At 71.9% G+C, this 16109-nt stretch carries 13 protein-coding genes; 7 read left to right on the top strand and 6 right to left on the bottom strand.

Going from position 1 to position 16109, the window contains the following annotated elements; genetic code table 11:
• Window positions 1-211: 211 nt before the first annotated feature.
• Window positions 212-1372 (top strand): sensor histidine kinase, encoded by a 1161-nt coding sequence (locus ACYBSK_RS00430; RefSeq protein ID WP_457474790.1) that lies wholly within the window; start codon window positions 212-214, stop codon window positions 1370-1372.
• A complete protein-coding gene (locus tag ACYBSK_RS00425) occupies window positions 1369-2043 on the top strand; it encodes a response regulator (RefSeq protein WP_457474789.1) in 675 nt (224 codons plus the stop codon). The genes ACYBSK_RS00430 and ACYBSK_RS00425 overlap by 4 nt, the downstream gene beginning before the upstream one ends.
• A 60-nt stretch (window positions 2044-2103) precedes the next feature.
• Here the strand turns inward: ACYBSK_RS00425 and aspS are convergent, their stop codons facing one another.
• Complete coding sequence (aspS, locus tag ACYBSK_RS00420; RefSeq protein WP_457474788.1) at window positions 2104-3870, bottom strand: aspartate--tRNA ligase; 1767 nt, start codon at window positions 3868-3870, stop codon at window positions 2104-2106.
• A gap of 176 nt (window positions 3871-4046) precedes the next feature.
• Between aspS and ACYBSK_RS00415 the strand changes: the two genes are divergently transcribed.
• Window positions 4047-6224, top strand: a complete 2178-nt coding sequence (locus ACYBSK_RS00415) for an ATP-binding SpoIIE family protein phosphatase (protein WP_457474787.1) — start codon at window positions 4047-4049, stop codon at window positions 6222-6224.
• Here ACYBSK_RS00415 and ACYBSK_RS00410 read toward each other — a convergent pair.
• The 3 genes from ACYBSK_RS00410 to ACYBSK_RS00400 all read right to left on the bottom strand — a co-directional run bounded on the left by ACYBSK_RS00410 (window position 6143) and on the right by ACYBSK_RS00400 (window position 8916).
• On the bottom strand, window positions 6143-7252 hold the full coding sequence (locus ACYBSK_RS00410; RefSeq protein WP_457474786.1) for an AI-2E family transporter: 1110 nt from the start codon (window positions 7250-7252) through the stop codon (window positions 6143-6145). The two genes, ACYBSK_RS00415 and ACYBSK_RS00410, sit on opposite strands and share 82 nt — an antisense overlap.
• Window positions 7253-7334: 82 nt before the next feature.
• On the bottom strand, window positions 7335-8303 hold the full coding sequence (locus tag ACYBSK_RS00405) for a pirin family protein (RefSeq protein ID WP_457474785.1): 969 nt from the start codon (window positions 8301-8303) through the stop codon (window positions 7335-7337).
• A gap of 157 nt (window positions 8304-8460) precedes the next feature.
• Window positions 8461-8916 (bottom strand): SseB family protein, encoded by a 456-nt coding sequence (locus ACYBSK_RS00400; protein WP_457474784.1) that lies wholly within the window; start codon window positions 8914-8916, stop codon window positions 8461-8463.
• A gap of 197 nt (window positions 8917-9113) precedes the next feature.
• On the opposite strand from ACYBSK_RS00400, the gene ACYBSK_RS00395 reads away from it, so the two are divergent.
• The 3 genes from ACYBSK_RS00395 to ACYBSK_RS00385 all read left to right on the top strand — a co-directional run bounded on the left by ACYBSK_RS00395 (window position 9114) and on the right by ACYBSK_RS00385 (window position 12789).
• Complete coding sequence (locus ACYBSK_RS00395; RefSeq protein WP_460244786.1) at window positions 9114-10952, top strand: acyl-CoA dehydrogenase; 1839 nt, start codon at window positions 9114-9116, stop codon at window positions 10950-10952.
• Window positions 10953-11175: 223 nt separating this feature from the next.
• On the top strand, window positions 11176-12474 hold the full coding sequence (locus ACYBSK_RS00390) for a M18 family aminopeptidase (protein WP_457474782.1): 1299 nt from the start codon (window positions 11176-11178) through the stop codon (window positions 12472-12474).
• A gap of 90 nt (window positions 12475-12564) precedes the next feature.
• A complete protein-coding gene (locus tag ACYBSK_RS00385) occupies window positions 12565-12789 on the top strand; it encodes a DUF6458 family protein (RefSeq protein WP_457474781.1) in 225 nt (74 codons plus the stop codon).
• A 16-nt stretch (window positions 12790-12805) separates the two neighbouring features.
• Here ACYBSK_RS00385 and ACYBSK_RS00380 read toward each other — a convergent pair whose 3' ends face one another.
• Together ACYBSK_RS00380 and ACYBSK_RS00375 are read right to left on the bottom strand one after the other, a co-directional pair.
• Window positions 12806-14635 carry an NHL domain-containing thioredoxin family protein gene (locus ACYBSK_RS00380; protein ID WP_460244785.1) on the bottom strand — a complete coding sequence of 610 codons (1830 nt, stop codon included), beginning with the start codon at window positions 14633-14635 and terminating at the stop codon, window positions 12806-12808.
• A 3-nt stretch (window positions 14636-14638) separates the two neighbouring features.
• On the bottom strand, window positions 14639-15028 hold the full coding sequence (locus ACYBSK_RS00375) for a cupin domain-containing protein (protein ID WP_460244784.1): 390 nt from the start codon (window positions 15026-15028) through the stop codon (window positions 14639-14641).
• Between the two features lie 52 nt (window positions 15029-15080).
• Between ACYBSK_RS00375 and ACYBSK_RS00370 the strand changes: the two genes are divergently transcribed.
• A complete protein-coding gene (locus ACYBSK_RS00370) occupies window positions 15081-16085 on the top strand; it encodes a helix-turn-helix domain-containing protein (protein WP_460244783.1) in 1005 nt (334 codons plus the stop codon).
• Window positions 16086-16109: the final 24 nt, after the last annotated feature.

The raw sequence follows: 16109 nt of genomic DNA, 5'->3' as shown, positions 1-16109 counted from the left end.
ATCGCCGCAGGGGCTTGATGGACCCACTCGCCGCCGCCTTGGGCAATCTGCCGCCAGGGGCGGCAGGGTGGGCAAGGCGGCACCCCGGCGCGGGCAGCGCCTTCGGTCGGCGCCCACCCCCTCGCAGCCGCTCGCCCCCGGACCACGCCCACCGCCCCGTCCCCCGCCAAGGGGACGCCCGCCGCGGCTTCGGGCGCCGATAATGCCGGGCATGAGGTGGGCGCGGGGGTGGAGGGAGTGGGGGCGGCGGCTCGGGGCGCACCCGGATCTGCCGCTCGCCGCGGCCGGCGCCCTCGCGTTGGCGGCCGTCGTCGAAGTGTTCGCGCAGAGCGGCCCGCGGCCACCCGACCTCCCCGGCCTGCTCGCCCTCGCCCTGGGCGCGACCGCCCCGCTCGCCCTGCTGCGCACCCAGCCCCTGCTCACCGCCGCCGTCGTCACCACGGCCACGCTCCTCACCCCGATCACGTACGACCGCGTCCTCCTCACCGCCCTCCCGGCCCTGGCCACCGCCCTCCACGCGGCGGCCCGGCACGGCCCCGGCCGTGCGACGGTCGCCCTCGCCGCCCCCTTCGCCGGGTACGCCCTGGCCGGCGCCGCGTACGGCACCGTTCTCCTGGTCGGCGCCACGGCCGCGCTCACCGCGGGCCACGCGCACCGCACCCGAGCCGAGCAGGCCCGCCGCACCGCCGCCGACGGCGCGTACGCCGACACCGCGCTCGCCCACGCCGCCCTCGGCGAACGGGCCCGTATCGCACGGGAGCTGCACGACATCGTGGCCCACCACGTCTCGACGATCTCGGTGCAGGCGGAGACCGCCCGCTACACCACCCCCGGCCTGCCTCCGGAAGGCGCCGAACGTCTCCTCGCGATCGGCGACACCGCCCGCCTCGCGCTCACCGAGATGCGCCGCCTGCTGGGGGTGCTGCGCGAGGACGTGCCCGCGCAGCCGCCGCCCGCCCGCGCCCCGCAACCGGGCCTGGACCAGCTGATGGCCCTGGTCGACGAGGCCCGTGAGACGTCCGGCGGCGCGGTGCGGCTCATCGTGCGCGGCAGGGTCACCGCCCTCGACCCGGGCCTGGAACTCACCGCGTACCGCATCGTCCAGGAAGCCCTCACCAACGCCCGGCGGCACGCCCGGGGCGTCGCCGTCGACGTCGAACTGCATTACACGGAGGACGAGTTGAGAGTGCGGATACGCGACTGCGGTCCCGGCGCCGCGCCGCCGGGACCGGCCACCGGTCACGGGCTGCTCGGCATGCGCGAACGCACCACGATGGCCGGCGGCACCCTGCGCACCGGCCACGGCCCGGCGGGCGGTTTCGTCGTGGAGGCCGACCTGCCCGTACGGAGCACGCGGAGCACGGCCCCGTGAGCGCCATCCGCGTCGTCGTCGCCGACGACCAGGACGTCGTCCGCGCCGGGTTCACCGCCCTGCTGAACACCCAGCCCGACGTCACCGTCGTCGGCGGGGCGCCGGGCGGCGCCGACGCCGTGCGGGTGTGCCGCTCGGTCCGCCCCGACCTGGTCCTGATGGACGTACGGATGCCCGGCATGGACGGCATCGAGGCGACCCGGCGGATCACCCGCGATCTGCCCGCGACCCGCATCGTGATGCTGACGACGTTCGACCTCGACGAGTACGTCTACGACGCCCTGGCCGCCGGGGCGAGCGGCTTCCTGCTCAAGGACATGCCCGCCGAGCGCCTCTTCGAGGCGGTCCGCGTCGTCGCGGCGGGCGAGGCGCTGCTCGCCCCGACGGTGACCCGGCGCCTGATCGCCGAGTTCACGCGGCTGCGGCCCCGCGCCCTGCCCGAACAGGCCCGCGCCGTCGACGCGTTGACCCCGCGCGAACGCGAAGTGCTGCGGCTCGTCGCGGAGGGACTGTCGAACCAGGAGATCGCCGCCCGGCTCACCGTCGGCGGCGAGACCGTGAAGACCCACGTCAGCCGGGTCCTGTCGAAGCTGGGCGTCCGGGACCGGGCGCAGGCGGTGGTGGCGGCGTACGAGTCGGGGCTCGTGGTGCCGCGTTCGGGGGCTTCCTGAACGCGTGAGGGCCCGGGGTCCTCACGCCCCCGGGCCCTCACGTCGTGCGCGCGCGGTGCGCTACTTCTTCTCGACCGGCTTGCGCAGCTGGATGTTGAGCTCGCGCAGGCGCGACTCGTCCAGCTCGGTGGGCGCGCCCATCATCAGGTCCTGCGCGTTGCCGTTCAGCGGGAACGAGATCGTCTCCCGGATGTTCGGCTCGTCGGCGAGGAGCATGACGATGCGGTCGACGCCCGGGGCGATCCCGCCGTGCGGCGGGGCGCCGAAGCGGAACGCGCGGAGCATGCCCGCGAACTCGTGCTCGACGGTGTCGCGCTCGTAGCCCGCGATCTCGAAGGCCTTGAGCATGATCTCGGGCTCGTGGTTCCGGATCGCGCCGGAGGACAGCTCCGTGCCGTTGCAGACGATGTCGTACTGCCAGGCCAGGATGTCCAGCGGGTCCTTCTCCTCCAGGTCCTTCATGCCGCCCTGCGGCATGGAGAACGGGTTGTGGGAGAAGTCGATCTTGCCGGTCTCCTCGTCCTTCTCGTACATCGGGAAGTCGACGATCCAGCAGAAGCGGAAGACGCCCTCCTCGAAGTGGCCGGCGCGCTTGGCGGCCTCGACGCGGACCGCGCCCATGATCTTCGATACCTCGTCGAACTCGCCCGCGCCGAAGAAGACCGCGTGACCGGCCTTGAGCTCCAGGCGCTCGGTGAGGACCTTGGCGTTGTCCTCCGTGAGGAACTTCGCGATCGGGCCCTGGAACGTGCCGTCCTCGCCGACGCGGATCCAGGCGAGGCCCTTGGCGCCCTGCTCGACCGCGTAGTCACCGAGGCCGTCGAAGAACTTGCGGGACTGCGAGGCGGTGTCCGGGACGGGCAGCGCGCGCACGTGCTTGCCGGCGAACGCCTTGAACTCGGAGTCCGCGAACACGTCGGTGATGTCGACGAGTTCGAGCTTGGCGCGCAGGTCCGGCTTGTCGTTGCCGTACTTCAGCATCGACTCGCGGAACGGGATGCGCGGGAACGGGGACGTCACCTCGCGGCCGTTGCCGAACTCCGTGAAGATCTCCGTCATGAGCTTCTCGATCGGGCGGAAGACGTCTTCCTGCTCGACGAAGCTCATCTCGATGTCGAGCTGGTAGAACTCGCCCGGCGAGCGGTCCGCGCGCGCGTCCTCGTCGCGGAAGCACGGCGCGATCTGGAAGTAGCGGTCGAAGCCCGAGATCATCAGCAGCTGCTTGAACTGCTGCGGCGCCTGGGGGAGGGCGTAGAACTTGCCCGGGTTCAGGCGGGACGGGACGACGAAGTCGCGAGCGCCCTCGGGGGAGGTCGCGGCGAGGATCGGCGTCGCCATCTCGTTGAAGCCGAGGGCGACCATCTTCGAGCGGATCGAGGCGATGACCTCGCTGCGCAGCATGATGTTGCGGTGCATGCGCTCGCGGCGCAGATCCAGGAAGCGGTACTCCAGGCGGCGCTCCTCGCCCACGCCGTCGTCCTGGTTGATCTGGAACGGCAGCTGCTGGGCGCCGCCGAGCACCTCGACCGTGGAGGCCTCGATCTCGATCTCACCGGTGGGCAGCTCGGGGTTGACGTTGTCGGCGCCGCGGGAGACGACCTTGCCGTCCACGCGGACGACGGTCTCCTTGGTGAGCTTGTCGAGGACCTCGGCGGCCTCGGTGCCGGGGCGGGCGACGAGCTGCGTGATGCCGTAGTGGTCGCGCAGATCGATGAAGAGGATGCCGCCCAGGTCTCGGCGATTGTGCAGCCAGCCGCTCAGTCGGACGTCGGAGCCGACGTCGGAGGCGCGGAGCTCGCCGCAGGTGTGGGACCTGTACCGATGCATCGTCGTTCATCCAGCCTTTGCGCTTGGGGTTCCCCGGGAGACAACCGGGATCTCCCCAAGCCTACCGGCCGTTCCAGCCCCGCCCGCGTTTGAGGCGCGGGGCCCGGGGCAGAGCCCCGCGACCGAACCCCCGGCTCTGGTGGCAGCCAACGATCACCTCTTCCTAGAGTGGGGCCATGCGCACTGGTGAGCCCCTCCCTCCCGTGGAGGACGTCCTCGCCGCTCTCGCGACCGGGCTGTGGCGGTGGGACAGCCGGGCGGGGCTCGTCACCTTCGACGCCGAGGCCGCCCGGCTCATCGGCCTGCCCGCCCCGGCGGAGGGCGGGAACGTCACCGTGTCGGAGGCCGCCGCCCGCGCCCGCTTCCACCCGGTCGACTGGAACGAGATCTTCGGGATCGTGCAGCTCGCCCTCGCCGAGGGCACCCTCGCCGAGGCCCGCCTGCGCATCATGGACGACCGGGGCCAGGTGCTGCGCACCGTACGCAGCCGCTCCAAGCCGATCCCGTACGGCGACGCCCCGGACTCCTACGAGCTGATCGGCACGCTCCAGGAGGTGACCGAGCCGTCCCCGGGGGCCGCCTCCCGTACCCCGGTGACCGGTGACTGGCGGCGCTCCCGCGAGGCGTTCCTGCTGGACGCGGGCCGGGCGCTCGCGGAGGCCGGGTCCACGGAGGAGGTGCTGCGGGTCGCCGCGGGCCTGTCGATGCCGGGGTTCACGCCGGACGGCCTGGCGGTGTTCGGCGTCGCGGGCGACCGGCTCACCGTGATCGGGCACCACGGCCAGGAGGACGGCGACGAGGCCCCGTTCACCGACATGGACCTGGCCACGGACTATCCGGGCGCCGAGGTCGTCCGCACCGGCCGTGCCGTCTACCTGTCGTCCCCGGAGGAGTACCGCAGCCGCTACCCCGCCGCCTGGCCGCTGGCCGCCCGCTTCGAGCGCAAGTCGTGGGCGTTCCTGCCGCTGGTCGTCGCCGGGCACACGATCGGCGCGTGGATGGCGGGCTTCACCTACCCGGTGTCGTTCACGCCCGACGAGCGCTCGGTCCTCACCACGGTCGCCCGGATGCTGGCGCAGGCCCTCTCGCGGGCCGGGGTCGCCGAGTCGGAGCGGGAGCTCACGGACGGGCTCCAGAAGACGATGCTGCCCTCGCTGGGCCCGGAGATCCCCGGCATGACCATCGCCGCCCGCTACGTGCCGACCGGCGGCGGCCTCCAGGTCGGCGGCGACTGGTACGACATGATCCCGCTGCCGGGCGGCGGCATCGCCCTGGTCATCGGCGACGTACAGGGGCACGACGTGCGCGCGGCGGGCCTGATGGGGCAGCTGCGCATCGCCCTGCGCGCGTACGCCTCCGAGGGGCACCGGCCGGACGCCGTGCTCTCCCGCGCCTCCCGTTTCCTCAACGGCATCAGCGGTTCGGCCCTCGACGAGGACGACGACTCGCGCTTCGCGACCTGTCTGTACGTGCAGGCCGACCCGGCCACCGGTGTCCTGGAGATCGCCCGCGCCGGGCACCCGGACCCCGCGATCCGGATGGCCGACGGCACCGTCCTCGTCCGCCCCACCGCCGGCGGGCTGCCGCTCGGCGTCGACCCGGACGCGGACTACCCGACGACCCGCCTCGTCCTCGAACCCGGCGAGACGCTCCTCATCTGCACGGACGGCCTGCTGGAGACGGGCGGACACGACCTGGACACCGGCTGGACGCGGGTGCGTGCCGCCCTGGAGACCGGCCCGGCCGAACGCCTTGAGGAGCTGGCCGACTCCCTGGTGCAGGCGGTGCACGGGCCCTCCTCGCACCACACCACGGGGCCGCTCGCGGACCGGCGCGAGGACGACATCGCGCTGTTGCTGCTGCGCCGCACCGCGCTGTCGACGCAGCCCGCCCTGGCCCGCCGCACCGCGATGACCATCGCCCAGGCCGAGCCCGAGCGGATCGCGGCCGCGCGCCAGCAGTTGCGGGAGCTGCTGCACGACTGGGCCGACACGGATCAGGTCGACTCGGCGGTGCTGCTCGTCTCCGAGATGGTCACCAACGTCCTGGTGCACACCGACGGGGACGCCCTCATGGTCGCCGAGATGACCCGGCCCGGCGCCGCACCCCGCCGCCTGCGCGTGGAGGTCGCGGACGCCTCAGACGACCTGCCGCACAAGCGGCGCCCCGGGGAACTGGCGTCCTCGGGGCGGGGGTTGGTCCTCATGGAGCTGCTCGCCGACCGGTGGGGCGTGGACCCGCGCGGCGAGGGCAAGAGCATCTGGTTCGAGCTCTACGAGCCTTCCGTGGACCCCGCGACGCCCGTTTCACGTGAAACCGGGGACGAGTCCTCGGCCGCCTCCTCGGGCGTGTAACGCCTTCTCAGCTCGCCGATGATGCCGAACGCCGCGGCCACCAGCGGCACGGCGAGCAGCATCCCGAGGACACCCGCGACCGCCGCGCCCGCGGTGATCGCGAGCATCACCATCGCGGGGTGCATCTGGACCGTCCGCGACTGGATCATCGGCTGGAGGATGTGCCCCTCCAGCTGCTGCACCGCGAGGATCACGCCGAGCGTCCACAGGGCGATGATCAGCCCCCGGTCGGCCAGCGCGACGAGCACGGCGACGGCCCCGGACAGCGTCGCGCCCAGGTAGGGGATGTACGCGCCGACGAAGACCAGCGCGCCCAGGCCGACCGCTCCGGGCACCTGGAGGATCAGCAGCCCGATGGTGATGCAGATGGCGTCGATGAGCGCGATGAACGTCGTGCCGCGCATGAATCCCGAGATCGCCTCGAAGGCCCTGCGCCCCATCGCCTCGACGACCTCGCCGTGGTGCGGGGCGATGGCGCGGGCGAGCCCCGTGGCCCGGTTGGAGTCCTTCAGGAAGAAGAAGGTGAGCAGCAGCGCGAGCACGCTCGTGGCGAGCAGCGAGCCGAGCACGGAGAGCCCGGCGAGCACCCCGTTGGCCAGGTTGGAGCCCATCTTGCCGACCTGGTCCTTGGCCTTGTCGGCGACGTCGCCGAGGTCGTCGGCGCCGACGAGGCCGACGTGCTCGCGGAGCCAGTCCCCGGCCTGCCGGAGCGAGTCGACGATCTGCTCGCCGGTGTCGATCAGCGCGGCGACCACGATGTAGCCGGCGCCGCCGACGACGGCGATGAGCGCGACGCAGGTGAGCGCCGCGGCCAGCGCCCGGGGCAGTTTCAGCTTGACGAGCCACTCGAAGACCGGGCCGAGCAGCGCGGCGCCGAGCAGCGCGAGCAGCACCGGCGTGACGGCCGACTGGAAGATGATGACCAGGGCGATCCCGACGGCCGCGACCGCGGCGACGAGGAGCACGACGGTGCACCACGCGGCGAGGCGGCGGGCGGGGTCGGGGAGGATGGGCTTACCGGTCTGCACCCCGCCAGTTGACCATGCGTGTCAACGCCCCGCCCACCGGCCCGGTCCGGCCGAGTGACGGGGCGTCACTTCTGCCTCCGTGTCAGGAGGTGTGCGGCAGTCGCTCCTTGCTGGGGATGACGCCCAGGCGTCCGGCCTGGAAGTCGTCGAAGGCCTGCTGGAGTTCGGCCTTGGTGTTCATCACGAACGGGCCGTAGTGCGCCATGGGTTCACGGATCGGCTGTCCGCCCAGGATGACCACTTCGAGGTCGGGGGTGTTGGCGTCCTGCGTCTCGTCGGCGCGCACGGTCAGGGACGAGCCCGCGCCGAACACGGCGGTCTGGCCCGTGTGCACGGGACGCCGGTCGGTGCCGACGGAGCCCTTGCCCGCGAGCACGTACACCAGGCCGTTGTAGTCCTCGCGCCACGGCAGCGTCGCCTCGGCGCCGGGGCGGACGGTGGCGTGCACCATCGTGATCGGCGTGTGCGTGATGCCGGGGCCCTCGTTGCCGTCCAGCTCACCGGCGATGACGCGCAGCAGCGCGCCGCCGTCGGCGGTCGTGAGCAGCTTGACCTGGCCGCCGCGGATGTCCTGGTACCGCGGGTTCTTCATCTTGTCCTTGGCGGGCAGGTTGACCCACAGCTGGAGGCCGTGGAACAGGCCGCCGGACATGACGAGCGACTCGGGCGGCGTCTCGATGTGCAGCAGGCCGCTGCCCGCGGTCATCCACTGGGTGTCACCGTTGGTGATGGTGCCGCCGCCACCGTGGCTGTCCTGGTGGATGAAGGTGCCGTCGATGATGTACGTCACGGTCTCGAAGCCGCGGTGCGGGTGCCAGGGCGTGCCCTTGGGCTCCCCGGCCTCGTACTCCACCTCACCCATCTGGTCCATCATGATGAACGGGTCGAGGTGCCTGTAGTTGATCCCGGCGAACGCGCGGCGCACCGGGAAGCCCTCCCCTTCGAAACCGGTGGGCGCGGTCGTCACGGCGAGCACGGGGCGCGCCACGGCGTCGGCCGGCGCGGCCACCCGGGGCAGGGTCAGCGGGTTCTCGACGGTCACTGCGGGCATGGCGGCCTCCTCAAGGTCTGCCATCAATTTAGTTGAACGGTGAACATCTGGCAAGTCGTGCGCTATTCCCGGCACACAGAAGGGCCCGGACGTCGGTGACGTCCGGGCCCGGAACAACCAGGTGGCAGGCGGTCAGCCGTCTACGAAGTCATGGCGTCTAGCCATACATGCGGCGCATCGCGAAGTCGACCATCTCCTCGACCGCCTTCGCGTCGAAGACCATCCGGTGCTCGCCCTCCATGTCGAGGACGAAGCCGTACCCGGTGGGCAGCAGGTCGATCACCTCGGCGCCGGTGATGACGAAGTACTTGGACTCCTTGCCCGCGTACCTGCGCAGCTCCTTGAGCGTGCTGAACATCGGGATGACCGGCTGCTGCGTGTTGTGCAGCGCGAGGAATCCGGGGTTGTCGCCGCGCGGGCAGTAGACCTTCGACGTCGCGAAGATCTGCTGGAAGTCCTCGGCGGACATGGAGCCCGTGGTGAACGCGCGGACCGCGTCGGCGAGCGACGGCGGCGACGGCTCCGGGTACAGCGGCGGAGCCTGCTGCCCGTACCCGCCCTGCGGCGGCGCGTACTGCTGCCCGGCACCCGGGCTCTGGTCGTAGCCGTACATGAGGGAAAGACTACCGAGACCCGTGGGGCGCCGGGGCGGGAGCGGACAGGCGCCGCGTTCGTCACAGTTGGCCCGCTGGGGGTTGATTCTTATTACCCACGGGTAGCATCCTGGTGGTTACTAGTTGGTATGCGTACGAGGAACGGTCCGGGCGACCCCGGACGACCCGCCTCCCCGATCTTTACGGAGCCGTCGCCATGGGGCATTACAAGTCGAATCTCCGCGACATCGAGTTCAACCTCTTCGAGGTACTCGACCGCGACAAGCTGTACGGCACCGGCCCGTTCGGGGACATGGATGTCGACACCGCCAAGAGCATCCTCGAAGAGGTCGCCCGCCTCTCCGAGAACGACCTGGCGGAGTCCTTCGCGGACGCCGACCGCAACCCGCCGGTCTTCGACCCCGAGACCAACACGGCGCCGGTCCCGGCCTCCTTCAAGAAGTCCTACAAGGCGTTCATGGACGCCGAGTACTGGCGCCTCGGCCTGCCCGAGGAGATCGGCGGCACCACCGCCCCCCGCTCCCTGATCTGGGCCCACGCGGAGCTGATCCTCGGCGCCAACCCGGCGATCTGGATGTACTCCTCCGGCCCGGCGTTCGCCGGGATCCTCTTCGAGGAGGGCAACGAGCAGCAGAAGAAGGCCGCCGAGATCGCCGTCGAGAAGCAGTGGGGCTCGACGATGGTGCTGACCGAGCCGGACGCCGGTTCGGACGTCGGCGCCGGCCGCACCAAGGCCGTCGAGCAGGCGGACGGCTCCTGGCACATCGAGGGCGTGAAGCGGTTCATCACGTCCGGTGAGCACGACATGTCGGAGAACATCCTCCACTACGTCCTCGCCCGCCCCGAGGGCCACGGCCCCGGCACCAAGGGCCTGTCCCTGTTCCTCGTCCCGAAGTACGAGTTCGACTGGGAGACCGGCGAGCTGGGCGAGCGCAACGGCGTGTACGCCACCAACGTCGAGCAGAAGATGGGCCTCAAGGCCTCCAACACGTGCGAGATGACCTTCGGCGACCAGCACCCCGCCAAGGGCTGGCTGATCGGCGACAAGCACGACGGCATCCGCCAGATGTTCCGCATCATCGAGTTCGCCCGCATGATGGTCGGCACGAAGGCGATCTCCACGCTGTCGACGGGCTACCTCAACGCGCTGGAGTACGCCAAGGAGCGCGTCCAGGGCGCCGACCTCGCCAAGAGCACGGACAAGACCGCGCCGAAGGTCACCATCACGCACCACCCGGACGTGCGCCGCTCCCTGATGACGCAGAAGGCGTACGCGGAGGGCATGCGCACGCTCGTCCTCTACACCGCCACCGTGCAGGACGCGATCCAGGTCAAGGAGGCCGCCGGCGAGGACGCCTCGGCCGAGCACGCCCTCAACGACCTGCTCCTGCCCATCGTCAAGGGCTACGGCTCCGAGAAGGGCTACGAGCAGCTCGCCCAGTCGCTCCAGACGTTCGGCGGCTCCGGGTTCCTCCAGGAGTACCCGATCGAGCAGTACATCCGTGACTCGAAGATCGACACGCTCTACGAGGGCACGACGGCCATCCAGGGCCAGGACTTCTTCTTCCGGAAGATCGTCCGCAACCAGGGCGCCGCGCTGAACGCCCTCTCCGAGGAGATCAAGAAGTTCCTCGCGGTCGAGACCGGCGGCGAGGAGCTGGGCGCGGCCCGCGAGGCGCTCGGCAAGGCCGCCTCCGAGCTGGAGGCCATCGTCGGCCTCATGATCAACGACCTGGTCGCCACGGAGCAGGACGTGAAGTCCATCTACAAGGTGGGCCTCAACACCACCCGCCTCCTGATGGCCTCCGGCGACGTCGTCGTCGGCTACCTGCTCCTCAAGGGCGCGGCCGTCGCGGCGGAGAAGCTGGCGGCGGGTGCCTCCGGCAAGGACGTGCCGTTCTACCAGGGCAAGATCGCGGCGGCGAAGTTCTTCGCGGCCAACGTCCTGCCGGGTGTGACGGGCGCCCGCAAGCTCGCCCAGACGACGAGCGAGTCGGGCCTCGACGTGATGGACCTGGACGAGTCCGCGTTCTAAGCCCTGGCCCACAGAGCCCGACCCCATCGGCGCCCTGCGGCCCCCGTAGTTGCGCGCGCAGTTCCCCGCGCCCCTTTAGGGGCGCGGGGAACTGCGCGAACGGGACCACGACGCGACCGCCGGCCGCCAGGCAAAGGCACCCGGCATACACCGGCGCGCAGGCCGCCGGAGGCAGGCCACCGGGGGCGCGCCCCGGCCGGAGGCACTGGCTACCCTTGGCCGCATGAACGCCTCCTCCCGCCCCTTCGACCGCGGGCACACCGACGACCTGATGTCCTTCCTCGCGGCGAGCCCCACGCCGTACCACGCCGTGGCCAACGTGGCCGCGCGCCTGGAGAAGGCCGGGTTCACCCAGGTGTCGGAGACCGACGCCTGGGACGGCACCACCGGCGGCAGGTTCGTCACCCGCGGCGGCGCCGTGATCGCCTGGTACGTGCCCGAGGGCGCGAGCGCCCACACCCCGTTCCGGATCGTCGGCGCGCACACCGACTCCCCGAACCTGCGCGTGAAGCCGCAGCCCGACATGGGCAGCCAGGGCTGGCGCCAGGTCGCCGTGGAGATCTACGGCGGACCGCTGCTCAACTCCTGGCTCGACCGCGACCTCGGCCTCGCGGGCCGGATCTCGCTGCGCGACGGCAGCGAGCGCCTCGTCAACGTCGACCGCGCCCTGCTCCGCGTCCCGCAGCTCGCCATCCACCTCGACCGCTCCGTCAGCACGGACGGCCTCAAGCTGGACAAGCAGCGCCACATGCAGCCCATCTGGGGCCTCGGCGGCGACGTCCACGAGGGCGACCTGCTGGCGTTCCTGGAGGACGAGAACGGGCTGGGCCGCGGCGACATCACCGGCTGGGACCTCATGACGTACGCCATCGAGGCGCCGTCCTACCTGGGCCGCGACAAGGAACTCGTCGCGGGCCCCCGCATGGACAACCTGCTCTCCGTGCACGCCTGCACCGCCGCCCTCACCGAGGTCAGCAAGCAGGAGGACCTCCCGTACATCCCCGTGCTCGCCGCCTTCGACCACGAGGAGAACGGCTCGCAGTCCGACACCGGCGCCGACGGCCCGCTGCTCGGCTCGGTCCTGGAGCGCTCGGTGTTCGCGCGCGGCGGCGGCTACGAGGACCGGGCGCGCGCCTTCGCGGGAACGATCTGCCTCTCCTCCGACACCGGCCACGCCGTGCACCCCAACTACGGCGAGCGCCACGACCCGACGCACCACCCGCGCGCCAACGGCGGCCCGATCCTCAAGGTGAACGTCAACAACCGCTACGCCACGGACGGCAGCGGCCGCGCCGTGTTCGCGGCGGCGTGCGAGAAGGCCGGCGTGCCGTTCCAGTCGTTCGTGTCGAACAACGCGATGCCGTGCGGCACCACCATCGGCCCGATCACCGCGGCCCGGCACGGCATCAAGACCGTCGACATCGGCGCCGCGATCCTGTCCATGCACAGCGTGCGCGAACTGTGCGGCGCCGACGACCCGTTCCTGCTCGCGAACGCTCTGACGGCGTTTCTGGAGGGCTGAACTCCCGTGTGAAGCGGAGGGGTTGCCGCGGGGTTCGGGGGTACTCGGGCCCCGCACGCACATTCGCACACACCGCAGGAGGCGGACCTGATGAGCCTTGGGGGTTGCATCATCCTGATCGCCGTCGGCGCGATCCTGGCATTCGCGACCGACTGGCAGATGGAGAGCGTCAACCTCGACCTGGTCGGCTGGATCTTCATGATCGTCGGCCTGATCGGGGTGTTCGTGTTCCGCAGTATCGGAAAGCGCCGGGGGCTCGTACCGCCGGCCAGCCGCACGACCGTGATCGAGGACGAACGGGACCGGCGCATCTAGGACCCGCCGTTCCGGATCAGGCCGGGTCTTCCGAGTCGTCCATCCCGGCCAGCACCAGCGGCAGCCGCTCGGCCCCGCCCTCGGCGATCCGCACCGGCACGCCCCAGTCCTGCTGGTGGACGTGGCAGGCCGGGTACTCGTTGGCGGGGTCGTCGTCGCAGGACGCGGCCATCGCCGAGACGTGCAGCACACCCTCGGCGACGGCCGGGTCCAGCGTCAGCTCGCGGGACAGCTCCGTGCCCGCGCCGTCCCCCGCCACCAGCAGCTCCGGCGGCGTGGCGGAGACGAGGAGCCGGGTCGACGGACCGTACCGGGTGTCCAGCTTCTGCCCGGCCGGCGCCTGGAAGACGACATCCAACCGGAGCCGCCCGCCCGCCACTTCGGTCGCCGCGCGCTGCGTCCGGTGCGCGACGGACTCGACCCGTACCGCCTCCTCCGGCAGCCGCAGCCGGGTCAGCCGGTGCCGCGCCGACTCGACCACGACCACGTCGTCCCCGACGACCACCGCGTCGCTCGGCTCGCGCAGGTCGGTGGCCAGCGTGGTCACCTGCCCCGTCGCCGGGTCGTAGCGCCGCAGGGCGTGGTTGTACGTGTCCGAGACCGCGACCGAGCCGTCCGGCAGCGCGGTCACGCCCAACGGGTGCTGCAACAGGGCCTGTTCGGCGGCCCCGTCGCGGTGCCCGAAGTCGAAGAGGCCGGTGCCGACGGCGGTGTGCACGGCGCCGTCCAGGTCCACGTACCGCAGCGCGCTGGTCTCGGAGTCGGCCACCCACAGACGGTCGGCCGTGGCCGCGAGCCCGGACGGCTGGGCGAACCACGCCTCGTCACCGGGCCCGTCCACCAGCCCCTCGTTCGTCGTCCCCGCAGCGACGGCCACGGTCCCCGCCTGCGGGTCGTACGTCCACAGCTGGTGCACGCCGGCCATGGCGATCCAGACCTTGCCGCCGAACACGGCGACGTCCCACGGCGAGGACAGATCGACGTCCAGGGCGGGCCCGCTGGTCGGCGACCCCTGCCACCACTGCTTCCCGGTACCGGCGAGGGTGGTGACGGCCCCGGTCGGGAGGTCGACGGCACGCAGCGCGTGGTTCACGGCGTCGGCGACGACGACGGTGCGGTCGTCGAGCAGCGCGAGCCCCTGCGGCTCGTTGAACGCGTCGGGCCCGAACCCGCGCTCCCCGCTCCCGATCCGCCGCACGACCGACTCCCCGTCGTCCGCGAGCTCCACCAACTGATGCCGCGTCGTGTCACTGACCAGGAAGTTCCCCGACGGCAGCACGAGCGCCTTGCCGGGGAACCGCAGGTCCGTCGCGACCGGCTCCGGCGCCACGTACGGCCCGTCACCGCGCCGCAGCGTCCCCTTCGCCTCGTGCTCGGCCTCCAGCTCCCCGACCAGCTTCTCGATCGCGTGCGCATGCCCCTCACCGGCGTGCTGCGCGACGACGTACCCCTCGGGGTCGATCACGACGAGCGTGGGCCACGCCCGCACCGCGTACTGCTTCCACGTCACGAGCTCCGGATCGTCGAGCACCGGGTGCTCCACCCCGTACCGCTCGACGGCGTCGACGACCGCCCCGTGCTCGGCCTCGTGCACGAACTTCGGCGAGTGCACCCCGACGATCACCACGGTGTCCCGATGCTTCTCCTCCAGCTCCCGCAGCTCGTCGAGGACGTGCAGGCAATTGATGCAGCAAAAGGTCCAGAAATCCAAAATCACGATGCGTCCGCGCAGGTCGGCGAGGGTGTAGCCGGTCCCGCCCGTGTTCAGCCAGCCGCCTTTGCCGACCAGCTCGGGGGCGCGGACACGGGCTCGGCGGGCGGTGCGGGCGGGCGCGGAGTCGTTCATGGTTCAAGCGTGCCACGCATGCCCCGTCGTCGCGTCCACGTGGTCCGGGACGGGGTCGTGGGCGTCGCCCGTGGTGGGGGTGCCGGTGGGTTCCAGGAGGAGGAGGGCCGTGCCGGGGGTGGCGTGGGGCTTGTGCCAGGTGCCGCGGGGGACCGTGAAGACGGAGCCGCGGTGGAGGACCACGTCGCGTTCGGTGCCGTTCTCGCGGAGCGCGATCGTGAGTTCGCCCTCGACGACGAGGAAGAACTCGTCGGTGTCCTCGTGGACGTGCCACACGTGCTCGCCCTCGGCCTTGGCGAGGCGGACGTCGTAGTCGTTGAGGGTCGTGACGATGCGGGGGCTCCAGAGCGCGTCGAAGGTGGTCAGGGCCTGGGCCAGGTTCACGGGTTCCATGGCCTCATGCTGCGCGTGGCGCCGGGGGCGCCGCGAGTGCTAGGAATCGCATATGGCGCCAGGATCCTCGCACCGCCCGCACCGCCCGCACCGTCCGCATCACGTCGTCGTCCTCGTCGACGAGGGCATCAATCCGTTCGAGGTCGGTGTCGCCACCGAGGTGTTCGGGCTGCCGCGGCCCGAGCTGGGCGACCGGGACCCGCTGTACACGCTGGCGTTGTGCACGCCGGAGCCCGGGAACCGGATGAACCACGGGTTCTTCACGATGACGGGGACGGCCGGGCTGGAGGCCGTGGACAGCGCCGACACCCTCGTCGTGCCGGGGCGGCCGGACAATGTCGTGCCGCGTTCCGAGGCGGTGCTCGAAGCCGTTCGGCGGGCCCACGCGCGCGGGGCGCGGATCGCGAGTTTCTGCACGGGGGCCTTCGCGCTCGCCGAGGCGGGGCTGCTCGACGGGCGGCGGGCCACGACGCACTGGCGGTGGGCGGACGAGTTCCGGGCGCTGCATCCGAAGGTGCTGCTGGAGCCGGACGTGCTGTTCGTCGACGAGGGTGACGTGCTGACGGCCGCCGGAAGCGCCGCCGCGCTGGACCTGGGTCTGTACCTCGTGCGGCGCGATCACGGCGCGGAGGTCGCCGCCTCCGTGTCGCGGCGACTGGTCTTCGCGGCGCACCGGGACGGCGGGCAGCGGCAGTTCATCGAGCGGCCGCTGCCCGCGGTGCCGGACAGCTCGCTCGCGCCGGTGCTCACGTGGGCGCAGGAGCGGCTCGACGAACCGCTCACCGTGGCTGCGCTCGCCGCCCGCGCCGCCGTCAGCCCGGCCACCCTGCACCGCCGGTTCCGCGCCGAGCTGGGTACGACGCCGCTGGCCTGGCTGCTGGGTGAGCGGGTGGCGCTGGCCTGCCGGATCATCGAGCGCGGCGAGGAGCGGTTCGACGTCGTGGCGGCCAGGAGCGGGCTCGGCGGCGCCGCCAGTCTGCGCGCGCACCTGAAGCGGGCGACGGGGCTGAGCCCGTCGGCGTACCGGAAGAGGTTCGGGACCGCCGCCGCCGGGTGATCCCGGTGTGGCGGGCGCGTGCCG

This window comes from Streptomyces sp. BYX5S, assembly GCF_054724165.1.
This window is presented reverse-complemented; position numbering and strand designations above follow the sequence as displayed.